Source organism: Streptomyces sp. NPDC056600, from assembly GCF_042792855.1.
Taxonomy (GTDB): domain Bacteria; phylum Actinomycetota; class Actinomycetes; order Streptomycetales; family Streptomycetaceae; genus Streptomyces.
The window spans coordinates 1-12,364 of sequence record NZ_JBHTVQ010000111.1 but is presented as its reverse complement, the minus strand read 5'-3'; the positions used below and the strand labels follow the sequence as shown (position 1 = coordinate 12,364).

10 protein-coding genes and 1 pseudogene are annotated in these 12,364 nt (G+C 73.7%); 8 read left to right on the top strand and 3 right to left on the bottom strand.

Annotated elements, in window-relative coordinates; translation table 11 throughout:
* Positions 1 to 330 precede the first annotated feature (330 nt).
* Positions 331 to 1,410 (bottom strand): NADH:flavin oxidoreductase/NADH oxidase, encoded by a 1,080-nt coding sequence (locus ACFRAV_RS30675; protein WP_382560687.1) that lies wholly within the window; start codon positions 1,408 to 1,410, stop codon positions 331 to 333.
* 98 nt (positions 1,411 to 1,508) lie between these two features.
* On the opposite strand from ACFRAV_RS30675, the gene ACFRAV_RS30670 reads away from it, so the two are divergent.
* The 4 genes from ACFRAV_RS30670 (at position 1,509) to ACFRAV_RS30655 (ending at position 5,001) form a co-directional block, all read left to right on the top strand.
* Positions 1,509 to 1,862 carry an ArsR/SmtB family transcription factor gene (locus tag ACFRAV_RS30670; RefSeq protein ID WP_382560684.1) on the top strand — a complete coding sequence of 118 codons (354 nt, stop codon included), beginning with the start codon at positions 1,509 to 1,511 and terminating at the stop codon, positions 1,860 to 1,862.
* Positions 1,863 to 1,988: 126 nt separating this feature from the next.
* Positions 1,989 to 2,960, top strand: a complete 972-nt coding sequence (locus ACFRAV_RS30665) for an alpha/beta hydrolase (protein WP_382560681.1) — start codon at positions 1,989 to 1,991, stop codon at positions 2,958 to 2,960.
* A gap of 128 nt (positions 2,961 to 3,088) precedes the next feature.
* Entirely contained in the window at positions 3,089 to 4,201 is a 1,113-nt protein-coding gene (locus ACFRAV_RS30660; protein WP_382560679.1) for a hypothetical protein, read from the top strand.
* A 56-nt stretch (positions 4,202 to 4,257) separates the two neighbouring features.
* Entirely contained in the window at positions 4,258 to 5,001 is a 744-nt protein-coding gene (locus ACFRAV_RS30655) for a VOC family protein (protein ID WP_382560676.1), read from the top strand.
* Between the two features lie 80 nt (positions 5,002 to 5,081).
* Here ACFRAV_RS30655 and ACFRAV_RS30650 read toward each other — a convergent pair whose 3' ends face one another.
* Positions 5,082 to 5,966, bottom strand: coding sequence for a PhzF family phenazine biosynthesis protein (locus tag ACFRAV_RS30650; RefSeq protein ID WP_382560673.1), 885 nt, complete (start codon positions 5,964 to 5,966; stop codon positions 5,082 to 5,084).
* A gap of 735 nt (positions 5,967 to 6,701) precedes the next feature.
* Here ACFRAV_RS30650 and ACFRAV_RS30645 point away from each other — a divergent pair.
* Positions 6,702 to 8,258 (top strand): polysaccharide lyase family 1 protein, encoded by a 1,557-nt coding sequence (locus ACFRAV_RS30645; protein WP_382560670.1) that lies wholly within the window; start codon positions 6,702 to 6,704, stop codon positions 8,256 to 8,258.
* A gap of 115 nt (positions 8,259 to 8,373) precedes the next feature.
* Here ACFRAV_RS30645 and ACFRAV_RS30640 read toward each other — a convergent pair.
* Positions 8,374 to 8,802 (bottom strand): annotated as a pseudogene (locus ACFRAV_RS30640) (carotenoid oxygenase family protein); the annotation flags it as partial.
* A gap of 49 nt (positions 8,803 to 8,851) precedes the next feature.
* Here ACFRAV_RS30640 and ACFRAV_RS30635 point away from each other — a divergent pair.
* The 3 genes from ACFRAV_RS30635 to ACFRAV_RS30625 all read left to right on the top strand — a co-directional run bounded on the left by ACFRAV_RS30635 (position 8,852) and on the right by ACFRAV_RS30625 (position 12,325).
* On the top strand, positions 8,852 to 9,796 hold the full coding sequence (locus ACFRAV_RS30635) for an RNA polymerase sigma-70 factor (protein ID WP_382560667.1): 945 nt from the start codon (positions 8,852 to 8,854) through the stop codon (positions 9,794 to 9,796).
* Between the two features lie 133 nt (positions 9,797 to 9,929).
* The gene (locus ACFRAV_RS30630; protein ID WP_382560664.1) at positions 9,930 to 11,150 is read left to right on the top strand and encodes an NAD(P)/FAD-dependent oxidoreductase; all 1,221 of its coding nucleotides are present in this window, start codon (positions 9,930 to 9,932) and stop codon (positions 11,148 to 11,150) included.
* A 311-nt stretch (positions 11,151 to 11,461) separates the two neighbouring features.
* On the top strand, positions 11,462 to 12,325 hold the full coding sequence (locus ACFRAV_RS30625; RefSeq protein WP_382560662.1) for a hypothetical protein: 864 nt from the start codon (positions 11,462 to 11,464) through the stop codon (positions 12,323 to 12,325).
* Positions 12,326 to 12,364 lie beyond the last annotated feature (39 nt).

Below are 12,364 nucleotides of genomic sequence, written 5' to 3'. Positions count from 1 at the left end.
CCGCCGGGCCGCGCGCCCGGCGGGACAGCACGCGAACCCGCCCCGGACCCGGCACGGTTCGCCCACGTGCGGATGCTGCAGCGGCACTCCTGTCGCGGCGCCGGGACGCGCGCCCGGCGGGGCCGGGGAGCCGCCGCCCGGGGCCGGTGAGGATGTCGCCGTACAGCTCCTTCACCAGCCGTGGGCGGCCCGGCACGGCCGCCGCCGCTCGCCCCGCGCGGGTCGCGCCCGCCGATCCTCCGCCGCTCGCCCCGCCGACGACGGCGGCACGGCTGCGGCGTGCGATCGCGGAGGCCTGCTCTCGGAGGCCGGCTCGCTGCCGGGGACCGGTCAGACGGACCGCTGGTACTGGTCCGGCACCCGGATCTCCGCGCCCAGCTCGCGGGCCGCGCGCCGGGCCCAGTACGGATCGCGCAGCAGCTCGCGGCCGAGGAGCACCGCGTCCGCCTCGCCGTTGGCGACGATCTTCTCCGCCTGGTCCGCCTCGGTGATCAGCCCCACCGCGGCGACCGGCAGCGTGGTCTCCGCCTTGACGCGGGCGGCGAAGGGCACCTGGTGGCCGGGGCCGGTGGGGATCCGGACACCGGAGACGTTGCCGCCGGTGGAGACGTCCAGCAGGTCGACGCCGTGTGCCCGCAGGTCCCCGGCGAATCGGACGGTGTCGTCGGCGCTCCAGCCGCCCTCCTCCAGCCACTCGGTCGCCGAGACGCGGAAGAACACCGGCCTGTCCTGCGGCCACACCGCACGCACCGCGTCCACGACCTCCAGCGCGAAGCGGGTGCGGTTCTCGTAGGAGCCGCCGTAGGCGTCGGTGCGGTGGTTGGAGTGCGGGGAGAGGAACTCGTTGATCAGGTAGCCGTGGGCGCCGTGGACCTCGACGACCTCGAAGCCCGCGGCCCGCGCCCGCCGGGCCGCCTCGGCGAACTGGGTCACGATCTCCCGGATCTGCCCGACCGTCAGCTCGTGCGGCAGGTGATGCCCCTCCGCGAACGGCACCGCGCTCGGCGCGACGGGGGTCCAGCCGTGCGCGTCGGGGCCGACCGGGGCGCCGCCCGTCCAGGGCGGCGCGGTCGACGCCTTGCGGCCGGCGTGGGCGAGCTGGACGCCGGGCACGGTGCCCTGCGCGACCAGGAAGCGGGTGATGCGCGAGAAGGCCTCGGCCTGCGTGTCGTTCCACAGGCCCAGGTCCTGCGGCGAGATGCGGCCCTCGGGGCTCACCGCGGTCGCCTCGGTGAGGACCAGGCCGGTACCGCCGGCCGCGCGGGCGGCGTAGTGGGCGAAGTGCCAGTCGTGCGGGGCGCCGGCCCCGGGACCGTCCGGCGCGGCCGAGTACTGGCACATCGGGGCCATCCACACGCGGTTCGGGATGGTCAGCCCACGCAGGGCGAAGGGCTCGAAGAGCGCGCTCACGGCGCCTCCATTCGTCACGGACGGGACGGTCGATTAGTACGATAGCCGCCGTAGTACGGCGGATGTCAAACTACGAAGGTCGTCGTACCATGGGTGCCATGACCATCAGCGCACCCGCCGGCAGCCGTGACCTCCCGCACCCGGCCCGTGAGGAGATCCGGCTGGAGGGGGTCCTGCACGCACTGTCCGACCCGATGCGCCTGATGATCGTGCGGGAACTCGCGGCGGCCGGGGGAGGGGAGCTGAGCTGCTCCCAGTTCGAGCTCCCGGTCACCAAGTCCACGACCACGCACCACTTCCGGGTGCTGCGCGAGAGCGGTGTCGTCCGGCAGGTCTACCGGGGCACGGCCAAGATGAACTGCCTGCGCGGCGACGACCTGGACGGACTCTTCCCCGGTCTCCTCGACGCGCTCCTGGCCGCCGCCGACCGGCAGTCCGCCCGGCGGCGGTAGTCGGCGCCGGTCCTCCCGGTTGCGGCCCCGGCGACCGCCGGGAACATGGTGGGAGGAACCGGGGGGTGAGGCGCCCGCGCCGCCGGAACCGGCCCGCCGGGCGCCCCGACACGACTGGAGTCCCGCATGACGACCCTGCCGCCGCCCGTCACGCCGTACCTGGAGCCCGCCGCCCAGGCGCTGGCCGAGGCCACCGAACCCCACCCCCGGATCTACGAGGTGCCGCCGGAGAAGGGCCGGGACATCCTCCTCGGGCTCCAGAGCGACGCGAGCGTCCCCCGTCCCGAGGTCGACGAGGAGTGGGTGGAGGTCGACGCCGGCGAATGGGGCACGGTGCGCACCCGGATCGTCCGGCCCAAGGGGGCGACCGGTCCGCTGCCGGTGGTGTTCTTCATCCATGGCGCCGGGTGGGTGTTCGGTGACGAGAAGACGCACGACCGGCTCTTCCGTGAACTGGCCGTCGGCGCCGGAGCGGCCGGCGTCTTCCCCGTGTACGACCGCGCGCCGGAGGCGAAGTACCCGACGCAGGTCGAGCAGAACTACGCGGTCGGCCGGTGGGTGCGGGAACACGGCGCCGGCCACGGCCTGGACGCCTCGCGCGTCGCCGTGGCCGGCGACTCGGTGGGCGGATGCATGTCGACCGTGTTCGCCCTGATGAACAAGGAACGCGGCGGTCTCGACCTCAAGGCGCAGGTCCTGCTGTACCCGGTGACCGACGCCGACTTCGACACGCCGTCGTACCAGCAGTTCGCCGAGGGGCACTACCTCACCCGGGACGGCATGATCTGGTTCTGGGACCAGTACTCCGAGCCCGCGCAGCGCTCCGAACCCCACGCCTCCCCGCTCCGGGCGGGCCTCGACCAGCTCAGGGGACTGCCCCCGACCCTCGTCGTCACCGACGAGGCGGACGTGCTGCGCGACGAGGGCGAGAAGTACGCCAACAGGCTGCGCGAGGCGGGCGTCGACGTCACCGCCGTACGCGTGCTCGGCATGGTCCACGACTTCCTGATGCTGGACAGCCTCCGCGACACCCGCGGCGCGAACGTCGCTCGTCACCTGGCCGTCGAGGCCCTGAGGAAGGCGCTCCACCAGGGCTGACGACCGCGCGGCCCCTCCGTCGGACGGCGGAGGGGCCACGCCTCCGGTCATTTAGATGTACGATACAAGGAAACTAGTTGTAATTACCAATCATTCCGTACCCGTCACCTGAAGGGCTGGCCCTCTCCATGACCGCTTCCCCGGCCGCCGCCGCTCCGGGAGCAGTGCCCGCTCACGCCGCTCCCCGTCTGCGCGAGAGCGTCGGACACGTCGTGCAGCACCTGCTGACCCCGCTCCTGATGTGCCTGGGCATGGGCCTCGCCTATCTGGGCGCCTTCCACGCCCCCGCGCCGCACGGCATGGAGGTCGCGGTCGTCGGGACCGGGACCCGCGCACAGGTCCTGGCGCAGACACTCGAGGACAAGGCCGGGGACGGCCTCGACGTCAGGACCGTCCCCACGCGCGACGCCGCCGTGGACCGCCTGCTGGACCGGGACCTGGCCGCCGCGTACGTCCCGTCCGCAGAGCACCCCGAACTGCTGGTCGCCAAGGCCAACTCCGACACCACGGCCACCGTCGCGGAGACCGTCTTCGGCAAGGTGGCGGCCGAGCGGCACGCGCCCCTGTCGGTGACCGACCTGGCGCCCACCGCCGAAGGGGACCCCACCGGCCAGGGTCTCTTCTTCGTCCTGGTGACGATCAGCATCGGCTCCTACGCGAGCGTCGCCGCCATCGGCGCGGCCGGCGCCGCCCTGCGGCTGTGGACCCGTGCGGCCATCGGTCTCGCCACCTCGCTGGTGGTGAGCGTCATCGGCATCGTCCTGGCCGGTCCGGTGTTCCACATCGTCGACCACGGCCTCGCCGGGGTGTGGGGGATGGCCTGGCTCTACTCGGCGGGCATCGTCGCGATCGGGGTCGGCCTGCACACGTTCCTCAAGCGGTGGACCACGCTGACGATGATGACGCTGTTCGTGATGCTGAACTTCACGACCTCGGGCGGCATCTTCCGCCCCGAGCTGCAGAACGGCTTCTTCGGCGCGCTGCACGCCTTCTGGAACGGCGCGGGCTTCGTCGAGGGCGTCCGCAGCCTGCTGTACTTCCCCTCCGCTCCCGGCCTGACCGGCAGGGTCGTCTCGCTCATCCTCTGGCTCGCCGTGGGTCTCGTCGCCCTCGCCGTGGCCGACGGCGCCGAACGGCGCGCCCGGCGGGCGACCCGGCCCGCACCGCTGCCCACGGCCGAGGAACGGGACGCGGAGGAGCGGGACGTCGAGGAGGAGATGGCGGAGGCGGTGGCCGTCTGACCCGCTTGCCGGGAAAGCGGGTTGGCGTCCGGAACGACGCCGCCTAGGGTCGCGTCATGACGCTGCGACTCTTCGAGGTGAACCTCAAGGCCCGGGACGACGCGGCGCTGGGCCGCTTCTGCGCCCAGGCGCTCGGCTGGACCGCCTCCGGCGCGGGCGACGGCGCCACCACCGTGAAGCCCTCGGACGTCGCCTGGCCGGACCCCGCCGCCGTCCGGGTCGACATCATCGCCGTGCCCGATCCGGAGACCGTGGACACCCGCGTGCACCTGGAACTCGGCAGCGGCTCCGCGGCCCACCACGCGGAGCTGGTCGCCCGCCTGCGGGACCTCGGCGCGACGCCCGCCGACGCGGGGCAGGGGAACGTCCCGTGGACCGTCCTGTCCGACCCCGAGGGGAACACGTTCTGCGTCCTGGAGCCGCGGGAGCTCCACCGGGACACCGGGCCGATCGCCGCGGTGGTCCTCGACTGCGCGGACCCGCGCGCGACGGGCCGGTTCTGGGCGGAGGCGATGGGCTGGACCGCCCACGAGGTGACCGACGAGCACGCGCTGCTGCGCTCCGCCGAGAACACCGGCCCCTACCTGGAACTGGTCCGCACGCCCCACCTCAAGGGCGTCCGGCACCGGGCCCATCTCGACCTGGCCCCCCACCCCTTCGAGGCCGGCCTCCAGGCCGCGGAGGCGGCCCGGCTCGAAGGCCTCGGCGCCACCCGCGCCGACGCGGGCCGGGGCGACTTCCCGTGGAAGGTGATGACCGACCCGGAGGGCAACGAGTTCTGCGTCCTCGGGCCCGCCTGACGGGCGGGGAGCCGTCGGAGCGGGGCGTCACGCGGGTCATGCGCATGGTGCGGTGCGCGTGATGCGCGTGATGCGCGTCCCTAGGGTCCCTCGGGTCCCTCGGGCAGGGTGTCCAGGGAACCCCTGGCCACCATCGTCACGTCGCCGCCGACCCGGACGTTGTGCAGCGCGTCGGAGGTCCCCTGCGGCAGGACGACGAGCCGGCTCGGGCGGCCGGTGAAGCGCCCCTGTCGCAGCACGAACGGCTCGTCGACGGGCACGACGCCGTGCCGCGCCAGGTACGCGCCGACACAGCCGGCCGCGCTGCCGGTCGCGACGTCCTCGACAACCCCGTCGTTGTTCCAGTGCCGGCCCTCCAGGGCCTCGACGTCGATCAGGTAGGCGAACTGCGCCCCGTACCGGCCGATCAGTTCCGCGAAGTCGCCGCGGACGATCCTCGCGCCGGCCAGACCCGCGACCACCGGCACCACGAGATAGCGCAGGCCGGTGGAGACGACGTCCAGGGGAAGGCCGGCGAGCGCACCGGCGGGCAGGCCGAGGGCCGCGGCGATCTCGGACCTGCCCCGCGCGGGCACGGTCGCGAGGAACTCCGGCGGCCCCTGATCGAGTTCCGCGTGGTAGCCGGCGCCGGTGCGCCGCGTCGTCACCTCGACGGTCCTGCCGGTCAGCCGGAACGTCCACCGCCGCGGCGCGGCGCCCCCGTCGCGCTCGTGCAGGACGGCGGCCGCCCCCAGGACCGGGTGACCGGCGAAGTCCAGTTCCTCGAAGAGGTCGAACACGCGGGCGGACACCTCCCGGCCCCCGTCCACGCCGCTCAGGAAGATCGTCTCGAAGTGCCGGAGCTCCTGGGTGATCGTGAGCATCTGCTCTGCCGAGAGGCCGGCGGCGTCGGGGACGACGGCAAGGCTGTTGCCGGTGAACGCCGTGCCGGCGAACACGTCGACGTGGCGGTAGTTCAGGGGCATGGGGTTGTCCAGGGTCGATGGGGTGGTGGCCGGTCGGGCTCGACGCTAGGCCGCCGGGAGCGTTCGGTCCCGGGCCAATCCTGCTGAAGTGGCCCAGGTGAGTGCCCCATGTGACGCGTTCGCGCGTCCCTGGTGCCGCGGATTCTCGGCGACCGGCGCGGCAGTGCACCGGGCACGCCATTCAATTCCGGGTGTACTCGCCTTTCCACCGCGATTCCCGCCCCGCTCCGCCGGACATCTCCGGCGGCATTCCCGCAGGGCAGGGACGCAGTGGTCAGAGGGAAGCCGTCGCAGGGCCGGTGCGTCCTGGCGGGGAGGTCACGGGCCGGACGGCGGGCCCGGCGGGCCCTCCGGCAGACCTCGCCGCCGGTGAACGCGACATCGACGTGAGCGGATTCCGGCCACGTTTAGCGACCGGTTTAGTTACCGTCTCCGCTTTTTCCCGCCGGGGTCCGCGAAACTTTCGATCGACTATTGACATGACCGAATCAGTGAATGCTGTCATGGGTCGCGGCAGCCGCCTCGCGGACCGGACGACCGTCCTCCGCGGCGTCCCTGCCGAGCCGATCGTCTGCCCACCGGGCCGGCTGTCGGCGCCGTACCCCGGTGACGCGGAGACGGCGGCGGGAGACCCCCGACCCCCGTGGAACCGCCGATGCGTTCCCGCAGGACCGCCCCCACACTGCCGTCGCGCGCCCGACACGGCGTACGGCGAGGACGAAAGGACGAACGAGGATGAGACGACGCGTCGCATTACGGCTCGGTGCGGCTCTGGCGACCGGTGCGGTCGCCGCGGCGACCGGGGTGATGCTGTCGATGCCCACGGCGTCGGCCGCCGCCGCCGGGGCCACCGGCTTCGCCACCCAGAACGGCGGCACCACCGGAGGAGCGGGCGGGCAGACCGTGCGCGCCACGACCGGAACCGCGATCCACACGGCCCTGTGCAACCGGGCCAGCCGGAGCACCCCGATCGTCATCCAGGTCGAGGGGACGATCAACCACGCGAACACCAGCCAGGTGTCGGGCGGCAGTTGCAGCACCGCCAGCGGCGTGATCGAGCTCAAGCAGATCAGCAACGTCACCATCGTCGGTGTCGGCGGCGGCGCCGTCTTCGACCAACTGGGCATCCACATCCGGGAGTCCAGCAACATCATCATCCAGAACGTGACCGTCCGGAACGTCAAGAAGTCGGGCTCGCCCACCTCCAACGGAGGCGACGCCATCGGCATGGAGAGCGACGTCCGCAACGTCTGGGTCGACCACACCACGCTGGAGGCGTCGGGTGGCGAGTCGGAGGGCTACGACGGCCTCTTCGACATGAAGGACAACACGCAGTACGTCACGCTCTCCTACAGCACGCTGCGCAACTCCGGCCGCGGCGGCCTCATCGGTTCCAGCGAGAGCGACGTCTCCAACGGCTACGTGACCTTCCACCACAACCTGTACGAGAACATCGACTCCCGCACCCCGCTGCTGCGCGGCGGCGTGGCCCACATCTACAACAACCACTACCGGAACCTGAACGAGTCCGGCATCAACTCCCGTGCCGGGGCCCGCGCGAAGGTCGACAACAACTACTTCGAGGACTCCAAGGACGTCCTGGGCACCTTCTACACGGACGCGGCCGGCTACTGGCAGGTCTCCGGAAACATCTTCGACAACGTGACCTGGTCCAGCCGGAGCGGCGACACCAACCCGGCCGGCCCGAACCCGCAGTCGAACACGACGGTCTCCGTGCCGTACGGCTTCAGCCTGGACGCGGCGAACTGCGTGCCGAGCGTGGTGAGCCAGACGGCCGGCGCCAACAAGGGCCTGCGCGTCTCGGACGGCAACTGCACGCCCCAGACCCCGGCCCCCACCACGCCGGCCCCGACGACCCCGGCTCCGACGTCGCCCGCCCCCACGACGACGCCGACCCAGCCCAGCGGGACCAACCTCAGCCTCGGCGCCGGCGCCGACGGCTCCAGCAAGGCCGACGGCACCAGCTACGGCAACGTGCGGGACGGCAACCTGTCGACCTACTGGTCGCCGGCCGGCAGCACGGGCTCCGTCTCGGTCAAGTGGGGCTCGCCCACGACGGTGTCCAGGGCCGACATCCGTGAGGCGTCGGGTTCCGCGGGCGCCGTCCGGTCCTGGCGGCTGCTGAACCACGACACCGGCGCCGTCCTCGCCTCCGGCACCACGGCGGGCGTCGTGAGCTTCCCCCGCACCACCCTGAGCAAGATCACCTTCGAGATCACCGGGTCCCAGGGGACGCCGAGGATCGCCGAGTTCGAGACGTACGCCGGCTAGTGCCCGGCGGGACCGGCTGACGGGACGGGACCGACCGTCCGGCCGGCTGGCCGGACGATCGCCCGGCCGGCCCGGGTGACCGCGCCGAGGCGCTCGAGGAGCCTCGGCGCGGTCGTCACTCCTCGGTGGGGAGCCAGGCGCCGTGCAGGCCCAGGGGGACCCGGACGGGGATGCGGACGCGGGCGACGGGGCCGGCGCCGGGATCCTCGCCGGGCAGGACCAGGAGCCAACTGCTGTCGTCGGTGCGGTCGGTGGCGAAGGTCAGCCAGTGACCGCGGGCGGCGTCCGGCGAGCCGCGCGCCGGCGCGAAGACGGGCTCGCCGACCGACAGGTCGCCGGCGTCCCAGGTCCGGGTGCCGGTGACGCCGTCGCTCCCCGTGTCGTACCAGCGCAGCGCGTCGTACTCGCCGGGCAGCAGGCCCTCGGTGCGGCCGCTGTCGGCCGCCACGGCGAGCCGCCGGTGGGGGCGTCCGACGACGCGGTCGTCGATCCTCGGCAGTTCGACGCGCGCGTGGTCGAGCAGGGTGCGCCGCATGCTCCCGGCGGCCGCACACGACCTGCGGCGCGCGTGGGGCGACGGATAGCATCGGGGCATGCCGCTGACCGCCGAGGACGTGGACAGGTTCGAGATCGCGAGGCCCCGGCTGGGGGCCATCGCCTACCGGCTGCTGGGGTCCTCGAGCGACGCCGAGGACGCCGTGCAGGAAACGTTCCTGCGCTGGCACGCCGCCGATCCGCGGCACATCGAGGTCCCCGAGGCGTGGCTGACCAAGGTGCTCACGCGTCTGTGCCTCAACCAGCTCACCTCGGCCCGCGCCCGCCGCGAGACCTACGTCGGCCAGTGGCTGCCCGAGCCGCTGCTGGAGGGCGACCCGATGCTGGGCCCCGCCGAGACGGTGGAACAGCGGGAGTCGGTCTCGTACGCGGTGATGACGCTGATGGAGCGGCTGTCCCCGAACGAGCGCGCGGTGTACGTGCTGCGGGAGGCGTTCGGGCACTCGCACCGCGAGATCGCCGACATCCTCGACATCGGCGAGGCGGCCAGCCAGCAGATCTTCCACCGTGCCAAGCAGCACCTGGCACAGGGCCGCACCCGCACCGAGGTCGACGGGACGGCGGCGCGGCGCATCGCCGAGGAGTTCCTGACGGCGGCGACGAGCGGGAAGTACGACGGTCTGCTGCGCCTGCTGACCGACGACGCCGTCGCGGTCGGCGACGGCGGCGGCAAGGTTCCGGCGCGGGCCAAGGCGTTCGAGGGCGCCCGGGCGGTCGCGAAGTTCATGTGGGGCCTGTTCCGGCCCGCCCAGGCCAAACGGGCGATCGTCGGCGGTTCGCCCGAGATCCACGCCACGACGGCCAACGGCGAGCCCGCCGTCGTGGCGGTCGTCGAGGGGCGCGTGGTCGGGATCGTGTGCCTGGAGGTCACGCCCGAGGGCATCGCGGCGTTCCGCAGCCAGGTCAATCCCGACAAGCTCGGCCGGGCCACCCGGCGGTGGGCGGAGGGCGGCCACGGGGAGCCCCTGTTCCACGCCTTCTGAGGCGCGTCGCCAGGCTCCACGCGAGTGTGACCCAGGTCACTTTCCGATCCTGTCAGGAAATCGCGAGCTGTCCGGTTCAAGAGGCGTACCGGCCCTCGAACGGGTCACGGACCGCGCAGACAGGAGCAGGAAAATGCAGCACCGCATCATCGTTCTCGGCGCCGGATACACGGGAGCCGTCGCTGCCGGCCGACTCGCCAGGAGGCTGCACCCGGACGACGTGAACATCACGCTCGTCAACGCCGCGCCCGACTTCGTCGAGCGGGTCCGGATGCACCAGCTCGCGACGGGTCAGGAACTGAGGAGCCGTCCCTTCAGCGAGATGTTCAAGGGCACCGGCGTGCGGCTGGAGGTCGCCGAGGTCGCCGGAATCGACGTCGACCGCCGCACCGTCCAGGTCTCCGGCGACGGGGCGGGCGGCGGCACGAAGGAGTTGGGCTACGACACCCTGGTGTACGCCCTCGGCAGTGGCTGGGACGACCACGGCGTGCCCGGCACCACGGAGCACGCCCACGAGATCGCGAGCAGGGCCGGAGCCCTCAGGCTCCGCGAGCGGCTGGCGGAGCTCGGGGCGGGAGAGACCGTGACCGTCGTCGGCGGTGGCCTCACCGGACTGGAGGCGGCCACCGAGATCGCCGAGTCGCACCCGCACCTCGCCGTCTCCCTCGCCGTCCGGGGTTCCCTGGGCGACTGGCTCTCCGCGAAGGGCCGCGCGCACCTGCGCAAGGTCCTCGACGGCCTGGGCGTCACCGTCCACGAGCACGCGTCGGTCACCGCCGTCGCTGCCGACCACGTCACCACGGCCGACGGCGCGCGTCTGCCGGCCGCCGTGACCGTGTGGACCACCGGCTTCGCGGTGCACCCGATCGCCGGGGCCAGCGCCCTGGAGACCGGCGGGACGGGCCAGATCGTGGTCGACGGGACCATGCGCTCGGTGTCGCACCCGGACGTCTACGCGGTGGGCGACGCGGCCCTGGCCATGGGGGACGGCGGCACGCCGCTGCGGATGTCCTGCGCCAGCGGCGTCCCCACCGCCTGGCAGGCCGCCGACTCCATCGCGGCCCGGCTCACCGGCGGGAAGCTCCCGAAGACGGCGCTGCGCTACTTCAACCAGTGCGTCTCGCTCGGGCGCAAGGAAGGGCTCATCCAGTACGTCACCGCCGACGACCGCGCCAAGGACTCGGCGCTGACCGGCCGGATCGCGGCGGTGTACAAGGAGATCGTCTGCAAGGGCGCGGCCTGGGGCGTCGCCAACCCGACCCTCGGGATGCCCGGCCGCCGTCGGCACATCCTGCCGGCCGAGGAGCGGACCGTCCCGGCCGTCGAGGCCCGGGCCGCCGAGGCCTCCGCCTGAGGCCACCGCCCCTCGACACGGATCCCCCGCCCCCCTGCCGGTCGGCGCAGTGACGCTGACCCGTGCGGGGGGCTTGGGTCCCCCGGAGAGACCCGCCCCCGCGCACGGGTGAGGCGGGCCGGGTGGGCGCGTGCTGGGGTGGAGGTCACTGCCCCCGCCCGGAGCGGGCGTCGCCGGGCGCGTGCCGCCCGAGGGCGTCCGCGGCCGACTGCGGCCGATCGCGGCGGGCCCGACTTCCCAGGAGGACGACGATGACCCGCTCCACCCGATCCGCGCGGCCCACCCGTTCCGCACGACGCCGGGGTTTCCGTGTGGCCCTTCCGCTGGCGAGCGCCGCCCTCGTCGCCGCGGTCGCCACGGCCGCCGCCCCGCTCGCCCAGGCCGCCGGTTCTCCCGGGCGCACGGGCCAGGAACAGTGCGAGCAACTGCGTTGCGCCGGAGGAACGGAGCGGGCGAGGGGGCCGATCCCCGGGGAGGAGCCCGCGACGGCCGCGGGTGAGGCGGACGACGCCGGTGCCGCCGCGCCGGAGCTCGCGGGGGAGGGTGCCACCGGCTCCGGGGCCGCGGGGTCTGCGGCCGACGAGCCCGCGGTCGACGAGCCCGCAGCCGACGCGGGGTGGGCGGACGGTCCCGAGGCCGGAGAGGGGATGGGCCTCGAGGAAGGGGTGGGCTCGGAGGAAGCGACGGGGTCGGAGGGTGGGGAACCGGGCGTCGTGTGGCCCGACCCGTTGGGTGAGGAAGCCCTGTCGGGGCTCACGGGCTCGGACGCCATGGGCTCGGACGCCATGGGGTCCGCCGCCGAGGACGCCGGTGATGTGGGGTCGGACCTCCTGGGCGAGGCCCCCGTCGCGCAGGAACCGGACGTGACGCCGGAGCCGTCGGACACCGGCCTGGCGGAGGGGGCGGAAGAGGCGGAGGGCGCGTCCGGCGGCCTGCCGGACGAGGCAGGGACCCCGGCCGACCAGGGCATGCCGGCATGGCCGAGCGAGCAGTCGGAGCCCGGAGGCGCGGACGCGCCCGCCGCGCCCGTGCCGTCCGGCCAGGGCAGCCCGGCGCAGTCGGTGCCGCCCGCGAACCCCGACGCGCAGCAGTTGCCGCAGGGGGAGACGGTCGAGCACACCGCCTCCCTGCTCCCCGCCTTCGACGGCCTCCCGTCCCAGACGCCCGACGAGTAGACGGACCCCGCCGCGGGCCCCCGGCACGCGCTGCCGGGG

Bases quoted from the DNA above. Each gene is read 5' to 3' on its own strand.
- ACFRAV_RS30655 (WP_382560676.1), top strand. From the start codon at position 4,258: ATGACGCTGCGACTCTTCGAGGTGAACCTCAAGGCCCGGGACGACGCG.
- ACFRAV_RS30645 (WP_382560670.1), top strand. From the start codon at position 6,702: ATGAGACGACGCGTCGCATTACGGCTCGGTGCGGCTCTGGCGACCGGT.
- ACFRAV_RS30650 (WP_382560673.1), bottom strand. From the start codon at position 5,966: ATGCCCCTGAACTACCGCCACGTCGACGTGTTCGCCGGCACGGCGTTC.
- ACFRAV_RS30635 (WP_382560667.1), top strand. From the start codon at position 8,852: ATGCCGCTGACCGCCGAGGACGTGGACAGGTTCGAGATCGCGAGGCCC.
- ACFRAV_RS30660 (WP_382560679.1), top strand. From the start codon at position 3,089: ATGACCGCTTCCCCGGCCGCCGCCGCTCCGGGAGCAGTGCCCGCTCAC.
- ACFRAV_RS30670 (WP_382560684.1), top strand. From the start codon at position 1,509: ATGACCATCAGCGCACCCGCCGGCAGCCGTGACCTCCCGCACCCGGCC.
- ACFRAV_RS30630 (WP_382560664.1), top strand. From the start codon at position 9,930: ATGCAGCACCGCATCATCGTTCTCGGCGCCGGATACACGGGAGCCGTC.
- ACFRAV_RS30665 (WP_382560681.1), top strand. From the start codon at position 1,989: ATGACGACCCTGCCGCCGCCCGTCACGCCGTACCTGGAGCCCGCCGCC.